Source organism: Ereboglobus sp. PH5-5 (assembly GCF_029504805.1).
GTDB lineage: Bacteria > Verrucomicrobiota > Verrucomicrobiia > Opitutales > Opitutaceae > Ereboglobus.
Map to the genome: position 1 here is coordinate 200873 of NZ_JAQFIT010000003.1, position 19319 is coordinate 220191.

Annotated in this window: 14 protein-coding genes; 4 read left to right on the forward strand and 10 right to left on the reverse strand. The window is 55.0% G+C overall.

Going from position 1 to position 19319, the window contains the following annotated elements:
- Positions 1-4: 4 nt before the first annotated feature.
- From M2103_RS03040 to M2103_RS03080, 9 genes are all read right to left on the reverse strand, one after another.
- Positions 5-2101, reverse strand: a complete 2097-nt coding sequence (locus tag M2103_RS03040) for an AIPR family protein (protein ID WP_277508672.1) — start codon at positions 2099-2101, stop codon at positions 5-7.
- A complete protein-coding gene (locus M2103_RS03045; protein WP_277508673.1) occupies positions 2098-3066 on the reverse strand; it encodes a PD-(D/E)XK motif protein in 969 nt (322 codons plus the stop codon). Before M2103_RS03045 ends, M2103_RS03040 begins: the two co-directional genes overlap by 4 nt.
- A complete protein-coding gene (locus M2103_RS03050; RefSeq protein WP_277508674.1) occupies positions 3063-5741 on the reverse strand; it encodes a Z1 domain-containing protein in 2679 nt (892 codons plus the stop codon). The genes M2103_RS03045 and M2103_RS03050 overlap by 4 nt, the downstream gene beginning before the upstream one ends.
- A complete protein-coding gene (locus tag M2103_RS03055) occupies positions 5734-7245 on the reverse strand; it encodes an ATP-binding protein (RefSeq protein ID WP_277508717.1) in 1512 nt (503 codons plus the stop codon). The genes M2103_RS03050 and M2103_RS03055 overlap by 8 nt, the downstream gene beginning before the upstream one ends.
- An 18-nt stretch (positions 7246-7263) precedes the next feature.
- Positions 7264-7464 carry a hypothetical protein gene (locus M2103_RS03060; protein ID WP_277508675.1) on the reverse strand — a complete coding sequence of 67 codons (201 nt, stop codon included), beginning with the start codon at positions 7462-7464 and terminating at the stop codon, positions 7264-7266.
- Between the two features lie 197 nt (positions 7465-7661).
- Positions 7662-8459: a four helix bundle suffix domain-containing protein gene (locus tag M2103_RS03065; protein ID WP_277508676.1), complete on the reverse strand. Its 798-nt coding sequence runs from the start codon at positions 8457-8459 to the stop codon at positions 7662-7664.
- A 137-nt stretch (positions 8460-8596) separates the two neighbouring features.
- The gene (gene ilvD, locus M2103_RS03070; protein WP_277508677.1) at positions 8597-10426 is read right to left on the reverse strand and encodes a dihydroxy-acid dehydratase; all 1830 of its coding nucleotides are present in this window, start codon (positions 10424-10426) and stop codon (positions 8597-8599) included.
- 280 nt (positions 10427-10706) lie between these two features.
- Complete coding sequence (locus M2103_RS03075; RefSeq protein ID WP_277508678.1) at positions 10707-12290, reverse strand: Gfo/Idh/MocA family oxidoreductase; 1584 nt, start codon at positions 12288-12290, stop codon at positions 10707-10709.
- A gap of 292 nt (positions 12291-12582) precedes the next feature.
- Positions 12583-13284, reverse strand: coding sequence for a C4-type zinc ribbon domain-containing protein (locus tag M2103_RS03080; RefSeq protein ID WP_277508679.1), 702 nt, complete (start codon positions 13282-13284; stop codon positions 12583-12585).
- A gap of 468 nt (positions 13285-13752) precedes the next feature.
- On the opposite strand from M2103_RS03080, the gene M2103_RS03085 reads away from it, so the two are divergent.
- From M2103_RS03085 to prmB, 3 genes are all read left to right on the forward strand, one after another.
- The gene (locus tag M2103_RS03085) at positions 13753-16287 is read left to right on the forward strand and encodes an ATP cone domain-containing protein (protein WP_277508680.1); all 2535 of its coding nucleotides are present in this window, start codon (positions 13753-13755) and stop codon (positions 16285-16287) included.
- A 115-nt stretch (positions 16288-16402) separates the two neighbouring features.
- Positions 16403-17230 (forward strand): rhomboid family intramembrane serine protease, encoded by an 828-nt coding sequence (locus M2103_RS03090; protein ID WP_277508681.1) that lies wholly within the window; start codon positions 16403-16405, stop codon positions 17228-17230.
- Positions 17231-17233: 3 nt separating this feature from the next.
- Positions 17234-18202, forward strand: coding sequence for a 50S ribosomal protein L3 N(5)-glutamine methyltransferase (gene prmB / locus M2103_RS03095; protein WP_277508682.1), 969 nt, complete (start codon positions 17234-17236; stop codon positions 18200-18202).
- A gap of 111 nt (positions 18203-18313) precedes the next feature.
- Here prmB and M2103_RS03100 read toward each other — a convergent pair whose 3' ends face one another.
- Positions 18314-18661, reverse strand: coding sequence for a histidine triad nucleotide-binding protein (locus tag M2103_RS03100; RefSeq protein WP_277508683.1), 348 nt, complete (start codon positions 18659-18661; stop codon positions 18314-18316).
- Positions 18662-18827: 166 nt separating this feature from the next.
- Here M2103_RS03100 and M2103_RS03105 point away from each other — a divergent pair, with 166 nt between their 5' ends.
- Positions 18828-19295 (forward strand): hypothetical protein, encoded by a 468-nt coding sequence (locus M2103_RS03105; protein ID WP_277508684.1) that lies wholly within the window; start codon positions 18828-18830, stop codon positions 19293-19295.
- Positions 19296-19319: the final 24 nt, after the last annotated feature.

Below are 19319 nucleotides of genomic sequence, written 5' to 3' on the forward strand. Positions count from 1 at the left end.
AAAATTATTTTTCGGTATAAAACCCTTCAGCTTTGGCGCGCTTTTCGGCCTTAATAATTATTATTGATTGAGCTTCAGACGGAACACGTCCAATGGCAATCTTACAAGCTACACTCAAACATCCATTTTCTTTGTCGGTTAATTTCCTAGCAGTCTCATTCCATTTCAGCATAGCTTCCCAATAGGCCCCTCCTTTTTCAATTATATATCTTTGCGCATGTATGCCATTGATCATCTGTTGGTCCTTTTCCGCCTGCCTCTTGGCACTTTGACTCACTTCTTTTCTTTGCAAAAATTCATATGCTGACTCTGATAAATCGAGGTGCAATTCCATGACCATTTGCCAGCAGGCCTCCTTCTTTGCGAACTCGCCCAGATGCTCTTTCTGTTCTTGGAAAAATGTAGTGATTTTTTCCGCGATGCGCACGAGCTCTTCCAATATAATTTTCGGGACGCTCTGTGTATTCCATATTATTTTATAATCGAGTGATTTTCCTGATGATTCCAGCATAGCCGCAAATTTTGCTAGTGTATACGTAACTATGCTCGCCTTATAACTTCCGAAGTTTCTTTCTCTCAATAAATCAACCAATATTCTATCGAGTGACTTGAATATAATTGCTTTTGAAATTGCCTCTTGAAACCAGAGCTCATTGATCGAAATATTATTTCCATTTCTGTCACAATTTTCGTCCCATTCTTTTGCGATCAAGGTGACAAAACCATCACGTCCAGATGTTCCCGCAAATGCTTTCTGCGCACCACGGCTAACCAAGTGCGGCTTCTGCCAGAAAGATAAGCAATATTTTGCCAAATCGGTCTTTGTGAACATTTGTCTTTTGGGATTTTGCAGTAAAAATTCCCTAGCTTTGGCTGGCGCGAGCTTTGCTTGGGCATTGGCAAATTGCCCGCGTGCCCTTTCGTAAAACCAGTGAGTTTGACGCGTGCTTCCATCAACAGAAGGCGCCCACAAGCGTCGTGAAAACTCCTCAATACGCAGATGGAATGGGTGATTCGAAAAGAAATCCGCTGCGTTGACCTTGTTCTGAGTGTTAGCGTATTCGGAAATTTTGGGCACAAGATCCTCAACTTTATCACCTTCGACGACAGAGAGCTTTACTTGAACAAAAATGTCTTTTAACGAGGCCTTCTCATTTCGCCACGCCGTATATATGGATGCGGTTGTCTGGCCGCCGTTGACGATTTGCAGATTTGTAATTTTCAAAATCCTGTTGCCGTCTGCTGAAATGGCAACTGCCTCACCTGTTGCAGAAAGACCGTTATTATAAGCAAAAAACATCGATGGTTGCTGAATGATGGTATTGCGAATGCCTTTATTTACCTTGCCACGAAACTGCAGAAATGTCCGCACATTTTGTTCGAATAGGCGCTCACCATATTTATCATAAAGATTGGCAAGCACCTGTCCCGGGAGGACTAGCAGGTATGATTGCAAGGATACTTCACCTGTGGATGCACGCAGGCATTCGATCCCGTTTTTGGCGTAGTCAGTGAAATCAACTTCGATGGGTTCCCGTTGGCGTCCGGAGGAATCCAATTCGTAAAGACGTTGAATATCCCAAATTTCACATTTTTGGGCGTGTTCAATTTTATATTCAGATAATTTTATTTCTTTGACACGGGTGCTGATGCGAGCGTCGGTCAGTAAGATGTAATCTATAGAATGAATGATATCATGATGCTCCAAGAGATAGCGAGCCAGTGGGACAACGGGATCTGAATCTTCCAAAGCTTCGACAAATGTTTTTTTTGTGCATGCCTCGACAAAGCGATCCAGCCGCTTCAGCGTTTTTTCAATATCTCTGTTGGTGATGGTTTCGATAGTTGCAGCATTCCTAAAGTCGGCTATCAAGAGCGTCAAGTGGCCACGTTCCGAATCGCGTGCCCAAGCATCAACTGCGATACCGCGTTGGAGCTGTGTGAACTTATAATTAACTTGCTCCGCGTCCGCCATGTCTCCCTGTTCGGCGATAATACCGCATATTTTCTCAATAAATGCATTGGCTAGCATTTCGCCAGCCGTCCCAGCCTCGGCACTCAGGTTTTGCTTAAAATCCTCATAATACTCTTCGATGGTCATGTCTGTTCTCCGTGGTTGAGGGTGAGTTCGCACTCAAATGGCGCGCAGGATTCAAGGCTAATTTGGTAAGAAATTTTGGGAATCCCTTCCGGCACATTTGTTGGTGTGAGACGAGGAAATCCGTTTGTAACTTTGAAACTTCGCGTGGCCACGCATCGAAATCGGGTTTCGTCATAAGCATCCATTTGGACATATCCTACTTGGAATAGGAGCGATTCGAAATGCTCACGAGTCGAATCGTTTGCTCTGGCTAACGCATTTCGAATGCGTTCAACTAGCCGGCAGAGCGTAACCCCTTCCGTGTTACATGGTTCGGCCGTGGCGAGCGTTTGAACAACTAGATAGAACTCTGGCAACTGTGCCGCCATTTGTTCAAGAGAACTGATTTGAATGTAAGGCTTGGATATGCCGCTCTGACATTTAACTTCAATAGCCATGTCGTGGACGGCAAAATCCTGAGGAGAACCAGATGGCCCTTTCCAAAACGAGATAGCATCGTTCCATCCAAAGCACGGCGCAAGCCTCCCCTCCAGAAAGAGTAATTCACCAATCAGACCTTTAACAGCTTCTGGTGATAACAAGTGAAGCCGTTCACGTTTCAAAAACTCGTGCCAGCGCACCAATCGCCGAATTATGATTGCGATTGCCTCGGCATCATTCTTGGCGGTTTCACTAGCGCGGATAAGATCAACGCACAATGCTTTGAAAATTTCCCAATTTGCGGTCTCGTTCAGCAACAGGACAAGTCGCTCACAATCTGCCGCCTTCGCAAGAGCTACGCGGATTCCAGCGAGTTCTGGCAAGGTCTTTTTGTCCGGAGCGGCATCATGCGATATTTCTGCAATAAAGAGATAGCCGCCACGAATATCTTTACCCCAATAAAGACGGAGCGGGTGGGTGCCAGAGACCAAACGCACGTTGAATTCATGTGTCGGCGTTTCGATATTGTTCCATGGATTGTTCATTCAACATCCTCCTCTGCTTCGTTGTCAGATTCATATGCTTCTGTGTTGCTTAGCATCCATGTTGTGTTTGCGGTGTAAGCGACCTTTCGCTCAGGGCGACTCCGATCCTCGGAATCCCCTGGGAAACTTATCCCGTATGCAGGGACGATCTTTGGCGCCCCATGCTTAGATACGGAAACTTTGGCAAAAAACAAAATCAACAATGGCGGCATTCCATTGTCCGCACGATATTTTCGATAAGCTTTACGATTCGGGTTTCCTTTGTTCAAATTTTTAATTTCTCGGACAACCTCATCCGGAATTCCCGCGCTCTCATCATCTGGGGACGAAATATTCCATTTTTTAAAGGTCAAACAGCTTGTATCCATTGTGGAATCCGCTAGACGGCGGCGGATGGGGGAGATCGCTTTCCCAGCACAATCGTAATCTTTATCGCCACTGTCTACACTGCGTAGCAAAATATCGCAAAATTTTACACCATCTTCCTCTCGAATCAGCTCTATATATTTTCCGAGAGGCTCTGGCTCCGTATAGGGACTTTTTGGTGTGTTTTGAAATCTTTTCGCAATATTTTCCAAAATTTGGATAGGCACTCCTCTCCATAGTAACCCGAGTTTTGTTGGTTCTGCTGATTTCACTTTGTCCGCCGCCATAATAGCATCTTCAAACACTTCTTTATTGTAGGCAAACTTCTGGTCATTGTTGGCGATCCGGAAAGTATTGGCAAAGGTTCCGCCAAGTGCAATTTCACAGACAACTTGCGATGCGCTCCGCATTTTATTTTTTGCAGTGACAATGAGTGCTGCAGGATGTGAGCGCACTCTTAAACCAAATTCAAGGGGTGTGAGCCCCCGGCGTTCCATTTCGCGAAATTTCTCGCGCAATTCCTCAACCGCACTGGAAATATGCGCATACCAAGAAACAGCTTCTTGTTTCATAAAAATTCGGCACAAGTCTTGATAATCTTCGCGGTATCCGAACCAGCGGCCCATTTGCAGGAGCGTGTCATACATGATGGAGTTGCGCAGAAAATAACTGATACTCAATCCTTCCAGTGTCAGACCGCGAGATAGGCCTAAGCCGCCGATGGCGATGAGTGAGCGCCCGTTCGGATATTCTGCGTAATCCAAGCGATCTGTGCTCCTGTTGTTGATGCTGACCACGGTAATTGAACTTGCGGCGGCATTAAGATGGCGCTGCACCTCTATCCATTTGAACCCGGCATTGGAATATTCCGTTTCCCAAACACTTTTTATTTCTCGTAACATTGATGACGAACTCAGTGCCTCTATTTCCGTTAGCCCCGTATAAAGTTTGATCGCATGCTGTCGTGTTTTCAAAAATTCAGAAACGGCCCCCTTCAACTGTTCTTGCACATCGGTGAAACGTGAAACATTCACCATCATCGAGTGATGCTTGCCTGTTTGACCACGCAGTTCGCGAATGGTTTTGGTAAGGATAAAACAATCAATCGCTTTTTCTAACGAAGGCGGCAGGGCTGGCAGAACCCACTCTTTCTTGTGCCGTATCGGAATGAAATCTTCATTGTCATCAATGTCGCGAAGGTTCTCGCTGTCGCTTTCTTCGCCAAAAATCGCTTCCGCTCCCACATAATTCGACGGCGGATCGAGGCTCAAAATAAAATCGCGAGGGAACAGGTCCTTGTAAAGGTCCCCGTTCTGCATCTGGTCTTCATTATCCGGGTCAATGAAGATATTTGCAAACGGTGTTGCCGTGTAACCAACATATGAATTGCGTGGGAAAAGGTTGAGTAGTTCGCGGATGCCAAGATTGATTTTGGTCGGGTCTCGATCTTCCTTGTTTGTGTTGATGGACGCGTGGTCAGCCTCGTCATCAATCAGGAGAAGTGGAAATCCACTCAATCCTCGTTTGTTTCCTGATTCCAACCAATTTTTCACGTTTCTGAGCGTAGTAACATTTTTTTTCAGGACGAAAACGACTGGTTCTTTCAACGCATTCAAATCGAATTGAACTTTGTCCGCAGTTGCTTTGGAAAAATCGGCGATGGAAGAAGTCAGGCTGAGAGGGCGTCGGGCATTCCCAAATTTTGCAACACCGATTTCCCCCTTGTTTTTTGTGCAGTATCCGAAAAAATCAGAGTCAATTCGCGCCTGTGTCTGGTTGCGCAATGAATTGAGCATTCCTCCCAGCACGATGATAACCTTGTAACCGGCATCTGCCGCTTTTGAAATCAAACCGATATAATTGGCAGTCTTTCCTGATTGAACATGTCCAACCACCAATCCTTTGCGCTCCCAGCTACCCTCTTTCTTCGGGTCTTCAAGATGGTCGAGAATCTTGTCGGTGATGGTATCAAGTTTACCGACCACATCCACGGAGAATTTCTCTTTTAGTTGTTCATGGTAGCGACTCCAATAATAGAAATCAATATTGCCACGACAATTAGCGAGCCACGGCTTATAATCTTCTCCCTCAAATAACACGCCAAGCCCCATGTGTGTGTCATGGCGTGTTTGAATTTTGGCGACGGCACATTGAACTTCTTCTTCTGAATACGGCGAACCGCCAGGCACCAGCGCTAATACTGTCGCTTGCGCCTTGACTATAGCCACAAGTTTTTCCTTTGTAGGAATTTGTCCGGTTTTAAAAAGAAGGCAAGAAACAGCGTTTATGAGTTTGTCGAGATCAGACATAAAATTCCTTTTGAATTAGATAAGAAAGCGCATCCGCAGAGAGCGGCAGTTCCGTCTTTTCCAGTTGTTTCTTGATGGCGATTTCATCCATTCCCGCATCCCTTCGCAATGATCGGATGAGGTTGGCAACTGCCTTCAACGTTTCTTCCTTCTTGGCAGCGGATACGATTTCCATGTTGTCGTTATTGGCGTCCAAGTGGAACGTGTGGACGGGAAATGCCCCGCTGATAACGCGCAGGAGTGCAACCTTTTCAGGAGTAATATTGCCATCACTGTCTCCGACAAGACTCTTCACAAACGGATGGTTTTCGTTGAGGATGTAGCTCGCTTTGCCGACAACTATTTCCCGCTCCCAAATATGAACCGTATCGGAGACCGTTCTTCTTCCGCGCCGCGTATAGACTCTGCGTCCCTCGTCGGCGATGCGCCTGATGACTTCTTTGAGCCGCGTTAGCACAACTTGAGGTGGATGTGCTTGGGATTTTTTCACATCCAGTTGCCATAGGTGATCAAGTGAGTTTGGAATATCCACACGGACGCGGAGCAACTTGGTCAATTCAGTCTTCGCCGTAAGGCGAAACCATGTTCCTTTCACGATGAGTCTCTTGTTGCGGTAGATATAAAATCCTTGATTATCACGATATCCATCTTCACCCCCAATTTCTTCATACTCAGCCCGAGAAGTTTTCGTAAAATGCGGAAGGACGAACGGTTGAACCACGATTTTTGCACCTTGAATCGTGATAGTTTCATCGGTCAATTCGCGCCGTGCAGGAATCGCCGAGCCAAACGGATTGAATGATTTGACGGGATTTCCGTTGAAATCCATGTTCACAGCTTTGCGGTTTTTTTCGGGTTCAATGAAAAGGTGAAAAGTATGGCTGATATGGCCGGATGCTCTCGACATTGCTTCATTAAATTGAATTTCTGGAATCTTTTGTTTTTCTCCGGATATAAAACCTTCCATATTCCGCCATAGCACAAAAGTTCCTGATTTACCTTTATCCAGTTTATCTAACAGCACCTTTATGGCTTCATTGCTGCGCAAGTCTTCAATGGCTGGAACTATCGCACACCATTCTCTTGATTTAGCTTTTGCTAGGTAATCGACGTCCCACTCCAATGCGCAGATTTTATTGTCGTTTTTGGACACGACTGTCAGCCGGCGGCATTGAGAAAGGGAAGCCGTTTTTAAGCCAAGACCAAACCGACCTAAATCATGCGCCGCCCGTCTGTCCGAGGGTGACGTGTTGCCGCCAAAACGCATTGCTTCGTGCAATTTATCCTCCGGCATTCCGCATCCGTCATCGAGGATGGATAGCCATGGATTGCCGTCGTTCCAGCGGAATTGAATGGATATGTTTTTCGCCTCTGCTGTTATGCTATTATCAATAATATCGGCGAGAGCTGTTTCTAGTGTATACCCAATGCATCGCAAAGATTGTATCAAAAACGCTGGATTTGGCGTTAGTTCAACAACATCTTTTTCCCCAGAGCGTCGCATCACTGGTATTGTTAGCGATCAGAATGCATAGAGGGCCTGTTCCTCGGCTGTCATTTCTTCATCAAAAATGGCTTCCATCTGTTCCTCAAGTTGAGCAGCTTCGTAGTCCGTCTCCGCTGCTATGCCAATATCGCCTTCGTCACGCAGTCGACGCGCTATTGCACGAAGTGCTGATGTTTCCATTTCAAGTTCTTCGTATCTGTCGGTTGCAATGCTCATTTTTATATTGGATTTGTGGCTTTTGAGTTCTGTAAAACTCGAATGAATCTTTCGCACATTATCAACTAGGTCGCAAGAAAAGTTTCGATTGAAGCCTGATACCACGCACGCGAATGAATTTTGTGAGACAATTGGTTATCGGGTTCTGGCATGGTCGAAGGAATGAGGTGTCGGACTGAGTGGACAGCGTGGACTTATCAGGTGGATTTGGGGGACGGAGTGGAAGGAATTTCGAGGGTGCCTTTGCAGGTTGGGTAGGCGGTGCAGCCCCAGAAGGGTTTGCCGGCGTTGCGGCCTTTGCTTGCCGTGCGCTGGCGCATGGGCTGGCCGCATTGGGGGCAGTTGGGGGCGTCGGCGGAGGCGGACTTGGCAGTCGGCATTGCGTTGGCGCGGTGGTCGGCTCGGAGGGTCGCCAGGTGTTCGGTGAAGCCGCCTTGCTCGACGAAGTTTTCGCCGAGTTCTTTCAGGAGTTGGTCGAGGAGGTAGTTGGCTTGGTGGATCAGGCAGATGAGGGCGTTGGCGCGGATCGCGGGGTCGTCGTTTTCGAGCCAGCGGGAATAGAGGGCGTTGAGGGCGTCCTGGGATTCGCGGTAGCGGTGGCGAAAGTCGTCGTCGGTGGGGAGCGTGGCGGTGTTGTGGACGCGGCGGATGCGGAGGGCCTCGGGGTGGTCTTTGTTCCACTCGGGGAGGCGGTGCTGGCGGAGGTAGTCTTCGTAGTCGTTGAGGAGTTCCTCAAGGCTGGCGCGGGCGACGTCGATGAGTCGGATTTCGGTGGTGTTGGAGGTGCCGGCGCGGCGCGAGCCTTCGGCGATGTTTTGGCGTCCGCTGCGGGCGGCGTGCACCATTTGGTCGCGGAGGCGGGCGTCGTCACGGCGGATGTGGCGTTCGCAGAACCAGTAGGTGTTGTCGTAAATGAGCGTCGCGACTTGGTGCGCGCGCAGCGTGCGGTAGCCGCCGTGCGGGCGGATGATCGGGGCAGGGGTTTGGGCGGGCATGGTGGGGCGGAGTTTATGGTTTACAGTTGGGGGAGTGGGCGGATCGGACAGATGGGGCTGATCGGACCGAGTTGTCGGATCGGGCCGATCTGGCTGATGAGCGAAAGGTGGGGCGGAGGGCGTCGCGAGCGACGCCCCTACTCGATGATTCGCACGCCGCCGAGGTCGGCGCTGGCTACGTCGCGGGCGTAGGCGCGGAGCGCCTTGCTCACGATGCGGTCGCGGATCGGCTTGTAGGCGAGTTTGCCGCGGGCTTCTTCCTCGGCGCGGCGCTTGGCAAGTTCGGCATCAGTTACGGCGAGGTGGATTTTGCGCGCGGGGATGTCGATTTCGATCGTGTCGCCGTCGCGGACGAGCGCGATGGCGCCGCCGCTGGCCGCCTCGGGCGAGACGTGGCCGATGGAGAGTCCGGAGGTGCCTCCGCTAAAGCGGCCGTCGGTGATGAGGGCGCATTGCTTGCCGAGGTGCTTGGATTTTATGTAGCTCGTAGGGTAGAGCATTTCCTGCATGCCGGGGCCTCCCTTGGGGCCTTCGTAAATGATGACAACGATGTCGCCGGCTTTGATCTGGTCGAGGAGGATGGCGCGGCAGGCGTCGTCTTGCGAATGGAAGACGTGCGCGGCGCCGGTGAACTTGAAGATGCTTTCATCGACGCCGGCGGTTTTCACGACGCAGCCTTTTTCGGCGATGTTGCCTTTGAGGATGGCGAGGCCGCCGTCCTTGGTGTAGGCGTGCGCGATGTCGCGGATGCAGCCGGCGGCGCGGTCGGTGTCGAGAGTTTTGTAGGCGCTGTCCTGGGAGCCCATTTTGAGGTTGAAGCGGTTGGCGGGCGCGGAGGTGTAGATGCGCGCGGCTTCGGGGTCGGGTGTCGCGGCGGCGATGTTGTATTTGGCGATGGCTTGGGCGAGGGTGAGGCCGTCGGCGCGGGGTTGGGCGGTGTCGATGAGGTTGGCGGAGGCGAGCTCGGCCATGATGCCGAGGATGCCGCCGGCGCGGTTCACGTCCTGAATGTGGTATTTTTCGGTGTTGGGGGCGACTTTGCAGAGGCAGGGGACGCGGCGCGAGAGGGCGTCGATGTCGTCCATCGTGAAGTTGACTTGGGCTTCGTTGGCGATGGCGAGGAGGTGGAGAATCGTGTTCGTGGAGCCGCCCATGGCGATGTCGAGCGACATGGCGTTGAGGAAGGACTGGCGGGTGGCGATGGAGCGGGGGAGGACGGTGTCGTCGCCGTCGCGGTAGTATTTGAGGGCGTTTTCGACGATGAGGCGGGCGGCGTCCTTGAAGAGTTGGAGGCGGTTTTTGTGGGTGGCGACGATGGTGCCGTTGCCTGGGAGGGCGAGGCCGATGGCTTCGTTGAGGCAGTTCATGGAGTTGGCGGTGAACATGCCGGAGCAGGAGCCGCAGGTGGGGCAGGCGGCGTGCTCGAGTTTTTCGATTTGGGCGTCGGGGATGGAGTCGTCGGCGGACTCGATCATGACGTTGATGAGGTCGAGGTGGCGTTCGCCGAGCGCGCCGGCTTCCATGGGGCCGCCGGAAACGAAGATGGCGGGGATGTTGAGGCGCATGGCGGCCATCAACATGCCGGGGGTGATTTTGTCGCAGTTGGAGATGCAGATCATGGCGTCGGCCTTGTGGGCGTTGACCATGTATTCGACGGAGTCGGCGATGAGGTCGCGCGAGGGGAGCGAGTAGAGCATGCCGTCGTGGCCCATGGCGATGCCGTCGTCGATGGCGATGGTGTTGAACTCGGCGGCGAAACAGCCTTGGGCCTCGATTTCGCGTTTCACGAACTGGCCGACGTCGTGGAGGTGGGTGTGGCCGGGGACGAATTGCGTGAAGGAGTTGACGATGGCGATGAGGGGTTTGCCCATTTGGGCGTCGGTCATGCCGTTGGCGCGCCAGAGTGCGCGCGCGCCGGCCATGCGGCGGCCCTGGGTGGTGATGTCGGAGCGGAGTGCGTGTTTCATAAATGCGAAGTGCGGATTTCGGAATGCGGAATTGGGATTTCAGATTTCCCTTGGTTCTCTGATTTCTGAAATCCTTATCTTGTGAGGCGGAGCTCGGCCAACATCAAATAAATCCCGTTTTCCAAAATTTCAAATTTTCGGGAGGGTTGCGCCAGCCCTGACGGGGTTGGTGTTTGTTGCAAACAGCCAAGCGCGGTGCGCAACAGGAGACTCTTGCATGCCGCCGGCACGGAGTGCGATTTGTCCACGCCGCGCGAGACGACATGGCGCGCTATCGCAGTCAGGCTTTCTTTTTTAAGGACGGCTTGCGCGCCGGGAGGCGGCGGGGCATTTCGACCGGGTCTTTGTTGGTGGGCATCGGCGGATAGTCGGGCTTTTTCAAGTCCTTGACGATGTCCGCGATTTTCACCGGCCGGCCGGTCTCGAAACTCATGTTGGCCGCCGCGCCGATGAGAATTGACTCGGCGCCGCCGCGCTCGTCGGAGTTGCGCTGGTATTTGTCGGCGGGGGGATTCGGGAGGAAAACGTCGTTGAGCATGACGATGTCGCCACCACCGTGGCTGCCCGTGCCTTTCCAAGGGGTGTGCTCGGTGGCGGGGTCGCGGAGCGGGATGACGCGCACCACCGTGCCGCCGGCTTTGATCGCGCCTTGCTTGTCGTCGCCGTCGGCGGCGTTCATGTAGATTTGCTCGACGATGGAGTGCTCGAGGCGGCCCTTGGTGCCGTTGAAGGCGATTTGGTAGCCTTCCCAGGCGTTGAAGGCGTTGAGGCTGTAGCTGAGCGTGGCGCCGGTGTCGTATTTCACGATCACGTTCATGGTGTCCTCGATGTCGATGTCGGGGCGGAAGACGCAACGGTCGCGCATGTAGCCGTCGTATTTTTCGTTGTCGAGATACATGGTGCGGATGCCGGGGGTGCCGGGGAGGTCGATGTGAAAGCCGCATTTGTCGCCCTCGGGGCAGGTCATGCAGCGTTCGCCGGGACCCTTGAGGCCGAAGCGCTTGATCATCGCGGGCGTGTAGAATTCGCGCTTGCCGACGGCGGTGACTTCGACGGGCGAGGCGCTGAGCCACCAGTTGACGAGGTCGAAGTGGTGCGTGGCCTTGTGGATCATGAGGCCGCCGGAGTTGATTTTGTTGCTGTGCCAGCGGCGGAAATAATCGGCTCCATGTCGGGTGTTGAGCAGCCAGGTGAAATCGACCGAGAGGATGTCGCCGATCGCGCCGGACATGAGGATATCCTTCACTTGGGTGCGGGGCGGGGAGTAGCGGTAGTTGAAGGTGACGCGGACTTTTTTGCCGGTGCGTTTTTTCGCGTCGAGGATGCGCTGGCATTTCCCGGCGGTTACGGTCATGGGTTTTTCGGTGATGGTGTCGCAGCCCATTTCCATCGCCTTGACGATGTAGCGATCGTGCGCGCAGTCGGTGGTGGTGACGATGATGATGTCGGGCCTGGTTTCCCTGATCATCTGCTCGAATTCGGGGATCAGCCGGTCGAAATCGGGTTTCGGGGGATTGGATTCGGGATAATACGCCTTGATCGGCACACCTGCTTTTTTGGCGCTTTTCGCCGCGCTCTCGGCTCGGCCCTTGTTCACGTCGCATACGGCGACGATCTCCGCGACGTCCTTGTATTGGTTAAGGATGGCTTTGAGATACATGCGGTGACGCCCGCCGCAACCAACGATGGCGTAGCGACGGCGCCTGCCCCCGGAGGCGTCGGCAATGGCCGGGGCGGGATCGGCCGCGCTGGCGAGCGTGGAGCCCATCGCAAGCCCGGCTCCGGCAAGCGCGGCGGTTTTGGCAAAAGTGCGACGGTCAATGACGGTTTTGGGGAGGGCAGTGTTTTGGGAGGGTGTGCTCATGGATTCAGAATCGATAAAAAATCAAATGAAACTGCGGAAAAACAAGGGGCGCAAAATCGGGGCGGGGACTTTATTGCGGGACAGGAAAGGGTTTGTTTTGGCAAGGGAACCGGCGAAACTAGGACACGAGAAACTTCCCGCCAAGGAGTTCGCCTGTCGAGCCTTTTTGAGGGTCTTTCCCGGCACCGGGAGGGGGTGCCATGCGGGGCGGTTCGCCGCAACAAACGCCGGCGTTATTTTAGAAACGGGAGTGGATGCGCGCGCTTTTTGCGCGGCTCCGAACCGCACCGGCTCAATCCCACCAGATGATTCGCCCGCACTGATCGCACGTCGCGAGAACCTCGCCTTTGCGCGCGTTTGATTCCGACTCGCCGGAAACCTTCAGGTGGCAGCCATCGCAATTTCCGCCGTGCACGGCGGCGACCACCGGCTGCGTGCGCTCCGCGATCCGGTCGTATAAACGCAGGCTCAACGCGTCCAGCGGCTCGCGCGCCTTCGCCACCTCGGCCTGCGCGGCGGCCAGCTCCACGGCCAGGTTTTTCTCGCGCTCGCGCAATGTCGCGATTCGCGATTCGTGCCCGGCGATGTTATCCTTGAGCACTTTTTCGGCATCGGCGAATTTCACCTTCGCCCCGTCAATCTCGAACATCACGCCCAGCTCCTTTTCCTCGAGCCCGCCGATGGCGGCCTCGGTCGATGCGATCTGCTGGCCGAGCGCCTGGTATTCGTCGTTTTTGCGCACCAGCGATTGTTGCGTTTTGTATTTTCCGAGCGTGCCCTGCATCGTGCCGATCTCCGTCTCGATTAGTTTTTTTTGGGTTTCGAGATCCATCAACTCCGTCCTCGCATCCTCGATTGCCTTCTTGTCCGCGAGGATTTTTTCCTCCACGGCGCGAACTAAATCAGGCACCGACTTGATTTCTGTCTCCAGCTGGATTCGCTTGGTGTCACGATTCTGGAGTATGAGGAGATTATCGATGGCAGGATGGCGCATGACCGCCACGTTAGAGAGCCTTGGCCGCAACGCTCAATCACCAATCACACGCGCACAAAAAAAATCACCGAAACCCGCGCAAAACATGGCCGGAAAATTGACACTCATGCAAAAAATCGCATTATTTTTACATTTCCCCCGCCCCTCGTCATTGCAAATAATCGTATTTAAAAATCGAATACATATTCATTTTCCCATAGCGACTTTGCCCAAAAAACGACCCAAAAAATCGCAAAAAAAGACCCCGATTTTTGCGCCATATTCACCCCAAATTTACCCCCGAAAAAAACCCCGCCCCTATAATTTTTCTTCTGCATAGCTTCAGTTTTGCTTAAATGTGAGCACTCTGTGAGTAACATTTTAATTCATTGATAGTTAATTATTTATGAATCAAAAAATTTTCAAAAAAAACTACATTTAAAACTCGCCCAACCTTTCAAACTCATCCACTACATTGGTTTTTCTGTCATGAAGTCTTCCCTCCCTTTTTCCATCTCCAACATCCTTCCAAGCGAACCCGCGGCGACCATCACCAAAGGAGCCCAATTGCTCAACCGCAGCATCCCTGCGGACGCCCGCATGGTTCTCAAGCGCGACGGCTCCAAGGCCCGCTACGACCAAAACAAGGTCACCCGCGCCATCGCGCTCGCCTTCCACGAGGTGCGCACCGGCAACACCGACAATCCGTCCCGCGACGACTTCCTCGCCCAATACGGCGTGAGCCCCGACATCTTTGCCGAGGCCGCCCGCCTTGGCGAAAGCGTCTCGCAGATGCTCGAACTCTACTACCGCGAAGGCAAACACCCCACCATCGAGCAAATCCAGGACGCCGTTGAAAAGGCCATCGCCGCCTCCGGCAACTGGGAAGTCGCCCGCTCCTACGTGCTCTACCGCATGCAGCACGCCGCCAACCGCCTCGCCAAATACGAGGAAAACGGACTCGGCGACTACATCGCCATGGCGAAATACGCCCGTTACCGCCCCGACCTCAAGCGCCGCGAAACCTTCACCGAGGCCACCGACCGCGTGCGCGACATGCACCTCACCCATTTCGCCGGCAAAATCGACGCGCGCATCCCCGAAAAACTCCCCGAGGATATCGCCGCGCTCGCCGGGGACGCCGCCCCGCAACTCCTCGCCACCCTCGGCAACAAGCGCCTCTACGACATCATCCAGCTCGCGTTCGACAAGGTCGCCGCCAAGCAAGTCCTCCCCTCGATGCGCTCCATGCAATTCGGCGGCGAGGCCATCCTCAAAAACCACTCGCGCATGTTCAACTGCTCCTTCGCGAATGTTGACCGAGTCGAGTTCTTCCGCGAATACCTCTACCTCCTCCTCTCCGGCTGCGGCGTCGGCTTCTCGGTGCAAAAGCACCACGTCGCCATGCTCCCCTCGCTGCCCGCCCGCGCCAACGAATACGACCTGCCTGTCTGGCATTACCACATCCCCGACACCATCGAGGGCTGGTCCGACGCCGTGCACGCCCTCTTCCAGTCCTTCTACGAAGGTAAAAAAATCGAGTTCAACTACTCGCTCATCCGCTCGCGCGGCCTCCCCCTCAAAACCTCCGGCGGCAAGGCCCCCGGCCACCTCCCGCTCAAGCGCGCCCTCACGCAAGTCGAGGAAATCCTCTCGCAAGCCGCGGGCCGCGCCCTGCGCCCCATCGAAGTTTACGACATCAACATGTTCCTCGCCAAGGCCGTGCTCGCCGGCGGCATCCGCCGCTCCGCGACCATCTGCCTCTTCTCGCCCGACGACGAGGAAATGATGAACGCCAAGACCGGCAACTGGTTCGACAAACACCCGCACCGCTCCGCCTCGAACAACTCCGCCGTCCTCGCCCGCACCGAGGACAACCGCGCCCACTTCAAAAAACTCTTCAAGGCGCAAAAGGAATTCGGCGAGCCCGGCTTCTTCTTCTCCGACAACCCCGAGGCCGGCTGCAACCCCTGCGCCGAAATCAACCTCCTGCCCATCGTCGATTGGGAACTCTCCGGAGAGGAAGTCTCGAAACTCTTCGCCTGGGGCTACAAGGGCGACCTCCCCGGCACCACGCGCCTCTCCGGGTTCCAGATGTGCAATCTGACAACCATCAACGGACGCGCCGCCACCACCGTTGAAAACTTCTTCGACGGCTGCATCGCCGCCACCGCCATCGGCACCCTTCAAGCCGCCTACACCGACATGCCCTACCTCGGGCCCGTCACCCGCCTCATCAACGAGCACGACTCGCTCCTCGGCGTTTCCATCTGCGGCTTCATGGACAACCCCAACATCCTCTTCGACGCCGAAATCCTCACCCGCGGCGCGCGCCTCTGCCGCGCCACCAACCGCCTCGTCGCGTCGCTCCTCGGCATCCGCCCCGCCGCCAAGCTCACCACCTGCAAACCCGAGGGCACCGCCTCGCTCATCCTCGACGCCGCCTCCGGCATCCACCCGCACCACGCGCGCCACTACTTCCGCCGCGTGCAGGCCAACCGCAAGGAACCCATCTACTCGTTCTTCAAGCAATACAACCCGCAGATGACCGAGGCGTCCGTCTACAACCCCGACACCGACGACGTCATCTCCTTCCCCGTAGAGGCCGCGCCGCAAGCGATCCTGCGCAAGGACATCAACGCGCTGCAATTCCTGCAACTCGTCGAGCTCGTGCAGCAGTCCTGGGTCATCCCCGGCGGCGACCCCGAGTCGCGCTCGCCGAACCTGCACCACAACGTCTCCAACACCTGCACCGTCAGCCCGACCGAGTGGAACGACGTCGAGGAATTCATCTGGGAGCACCGCGAATCCTTCACCGGAATCTCGCTCCTCCAGGACGCCGGCGACAAAATCTATGCGCAAGCCCCCCGCGAGGAAGTCGCCACCGAGAGCGACATCATCCGCTGGAACATGCTTCGTCCGAACAAAGTTGACTACACCAAGATGCGCGAGGAAACCGACGAGACCAAACTCGCCGAGCACATCGCCTGCGCCGGCGGCGCCTGCGAAATCGTGCACACGTAAAACGTAACATCACACTTCATACCAAAAAGGCCGGACTCAAATTGAGTCCGGCTTTTTTTTGGCATCAACATGATTGCTTGGCAGACCGCGCAACACGCATCAAAACAGCTGCCTCATGTCCTGGCTTAACCGCATCGAGCGACGGCTCGAACCTTTCGCAATTCCACACCTCACGCTCATCATCGTGGCGGGGCAGTTGTTAATGCTGGTTGCGATCAGGTTTCTCGGCATTTTCGCTTGGGAGGATTGCGTGCTCATGCCGGCGGCCGTGCTCCGCGGCGAATGGTGGAGGCTGATCACGTTCGCGTTTTTTCCGCCCACCTTCAGCCCGTTCTGGGCCGCGTTCGCGCTCTACATGATTTATTTGTTCGGCTCGGCGCTGGAGCATTATTGGGGCGAGGTGCGCTTCAACTTGTTTTTGCTCTGCGGCTACGTGCTCACGGTGGGCGTCGCGTTCATCACGCCAAACGCCATCGCGACCAACATTTTTATCAGCGGCTCGCTGTTTCTCGCGTTTGCGTATCTGAATCCCGAGTTCGAGATCATGGTGTTTTTCATCCTGCCGGTGAAAATCAAGTGGCTCGCGCTGATCACGTGGATTGGCTACGCGTTCACGTTTTTCACGGGCGGGCTATCGGCGAAACTGATGGTCGTGGCGTCGGTGGGAAACTTTCTGATCTTTTTCTCGGGAGACCTGGCGCGACGGATTCGCTCGGGACGGCGGCGCATGGCAACACAGGCCGACCGGATCGCGCAGCAAAGCGACACGCCGATGATGCGCAATCGTTGTCATGTTTGCGGCAAGACGAGCCAGACGCACCCGCAGGAGGATTTTCGCTACTGCTCGAAATGCGAAGGCGAGTATTGCTACTGCTCCGAGCACATCCGCAACCATGAGCACGTGCGCGCCCCAAAAACGCCCGGCCGCGATGAGAAAGAATAACGCATGAAACAATCGTCGCGCAACGCACAGACGCCTCCCGCCTCGCTGCCGGTGACCTCGCAACTGGCGACGCTGCGCGACTGGCTCGCGTTTGCGGAGGACGCGTATGCGCGCGCGGGGCTGGCGCTCGGGCAGATCGCAACCAACGCGCACGACGAGGCGCTGTATCTTTTGCTGCGCACACTCGACTGGCCGCTCGACAGCGACGCCTCGGTTTTGGACAAACGCATCGCGCCCGCGCAACGAACCGCCTTGCGCGCGATGCTCCGGCGGCGGGTGATCGAGCGCGTGCCGGCGGCGTATATCACGCGCGAGGCGTTCCTGGGCGGAAACCGTTATTATGTGGATGAGCGCGTGCTGATTCCGCGGTCGTATTTTCTCGAACTCATCCCCGCGCAGCTGGATTGCTGGCTGCCGCAAAACGGCAAGGCCACGAGGCGCGTCGTGGATGTGTGCACGGGCTCGGGATGCCTGGCGATTGAGCTGGCGCATCATTTTTCAAAGGCGCGGGTCGATGCGATCGACCTGTCGGCGGACGCGCTCGATGTTGCAAAAATCAACGTGCGCGAACACCGGCTTTCCAGGCGCGTGAAATTATACCGCAGCGATGTGTTTGACGCGGTGCCCGCGCCAAAATCGCCGGCGGAGAAATACGATGTGATCCTGAGCAATCCGCCCTACGAGCCGTCGCGCATTTGCGATGACCTGCCGGTGGAGTTTCAAAAGGAGCCCCGCCTCGCGCTCGACGGCGGACGCGACGGGCTCGACATCATTCGCAAGCTGCTCGCGCAGGCAAGGAACCGGCTCGCGCCGCACGGAATCGTCGTGATCGAAGTGGGCGGCCTGCGCCGCGCGATGGAACGCGCGTTCGGCGCGCTCTGCCTGCACTGGCTGCACACCGAGGACGGAAGCGACTGCGTGTGCCTCGTGCAGGCAAAACACCTGCTGGACTCGAAGGCGCCAAATTTTTGAGCCAGGGCAAACTCGCCCACTCGTCCCACCCCAAGTCGAAACACATCGATTCCCGTCGAAACATGTCGCCCCGTTCAAACCCCCAACCCACGCCCTGCCCGCGTCGAAAAATCAACCCGGAGGCCAGGCCATCTGGCGCCGGGCGAGCATGTGCATGTGGAGATGAGGAACCGTTTCGCAGGCGTCGGGACCGTTGTTGATGACGAGACGGAAACCGCGTTCGAGCCCGAGTTTTTTGGCGACGACGCCGGCAGTCGTTATGAGATGCCCGATGAGTTGCTCGTCCGGCGAATCGGGAACGGATTCCGCGGCGCGCGCGATCACACGCTTGGGCACGATAAGCAAATGCACGGGAGCCTGCGGCTCGATGTCGTGGAGGACGATGCACTGGTCGTCCTCGTATTCGATTTTCGACGGAATCTCGCGGTCGATGATGCGCTGGAATAAGGTTTTGCTCATGGCGGGGAAGTTGGGTTGATGACAAAATCAACGGCGGAATTGTTCAAGCGCCAATGGCGGCGATTGCGCGCGAACATTTTTGCAAACACCCCGGAAATTCCTTGCCGCGAAAATCGTGGTGCTTGCCATCGGTGACCGTTGTTGGGACAACTCCGCACCGAATATCATGTTCGACTTCATCAAAAATCTTTTCCGCCCAAAGCAAAAACAACTCCTGCCCACGCTCACCGATTCGCTTTTCGGCCCCCTGGTTCATTTTCCCGCCGCCGGACTCTGGGCGGGGCAAACCCAGTTCCCGCCAGTTGAAGGAGAGGTCGAAATTCTAATCGAAGCCGACGACTCCGGACCGGGTGAAACGCAACGCGCCTTTTTTAACGAACTCGTCTCGCGCTGGCCGGAAGTCCAAAGCGCCATCGGCGAAATCCTTTTCCCCCCGATGAAAAAATGGGCCAAGCGCGACTACGACGAAAGCAACCCGTGGAGTTATTTCGAGCTGCGCGGCATCCGCATCCCCTCGCTCACCACCGAGCCCGCCGAGTGGGCGATCTCCTACTGGTGCCCGCAAGCGAAACACCACTTCGACATCCAAATGTCCGGCTGGACGCCCGACGGCCTCAACATCAGCCGCAAGTAGTTTTTCAGCCTTTCAGTCCTTCAG

Bases quoted from the DNA above. Each gene is read 5' to 3' on its own strand.
- M2103_RS03085 (WP_277508680.1), top strand. From the start codon at position 13,753: ATGAAGTCTTCCCTCCCTTTTTCCATCTCCAACATCCTTCCAAGCGAA.
- M2103_RS03055 (WP_277508717.1), bottom strand. From the start codon at position 7,245: ATGCGACGCTCTGGGGAAAAAGATGTTGTTGAACTAACGCCAAATCCA.
- M2103_RS03040 (WP_277508672.1), bottom strand. From the start codon at position 2,101: ATGACCATCGAAGAGTATTATGAGGATTTTAAGCAAAACCTGAGTGCC.
- M2103_RS03105 (WP_277508684.1), top strand. From the start codon at position 18,828: ATGTTCGACTTCATCAAAAATCTTTTCCGCCCAAAGCAAAAACAACTC.
- prmB (WP_277508682.1), top strand. From the start codon at position 17,234: ATGAAACAATCGTCGCGCAACGCACAGACGCCTCCCGCCTCGCTGCCG.
- M2103_RS03050 (WP_277508674.1), bottom strand. From the start codon at position 5,741: ATGTCTGATCTCGACAAACTCATAAACGCTGTTTCTTGCCTTCTTTTT.
- ilvD (WP_277508677.1), bottom strand. From the start codon at position 10,426: ATGAAACACGCACTCCGCTCCGACATCACCACCCAGGGCCGCCGCATG.
- M2103_RS03045 (WP_277508673.1), bottom strand. From the start codon at position 3,066: ATGAACAATCCATGGAACAATATCGAAACGCCGACACATGAATTCAAC.
- M2103_RS03100 (WP_277508683.1), bottom strand. From the start codon at position 18,661: ATGAGCAAAACCTTATTCCAGCGCATCATCGACCGCGAGATTCCGTCG.
- M2103_RS03075 (WP_277508678.1), bottom strand. From the start codon at position 12,290: ATGAGCACACCCTCCCAAAACACTGCCCTCCCCAAAACCGTCATTGAC.
- M2103_RS03060 (WP_277508675.1), bottom strand. From the start codon at position 7,464: ATGAGCATTGCAACCGACAGATACGAAGAACTTGAAATGGAAACATCA.
- M2103_RS03090 (WP_277508681.1), top strand. From the start codon at position 16,403: ATGTCCTGGCTTAACCGCATCGAGCGACGGCTCGAACCTTTCGCAATT.
- M2103_RS03065 (WP_277508676.1), bottom strand. From the start codon at position 8,459: ATGCCCGCCCAAACCCCTGCCCCGATCATCCGCCCGCACGGCGGCTAC.
- M2103_RS03080 (WP_277508679.1), bottom strand. From the start codon at position 13,284: ATGCGCCATCCTGCCATCGATAATCTCCTCATACTCCAGAATCGTGAC.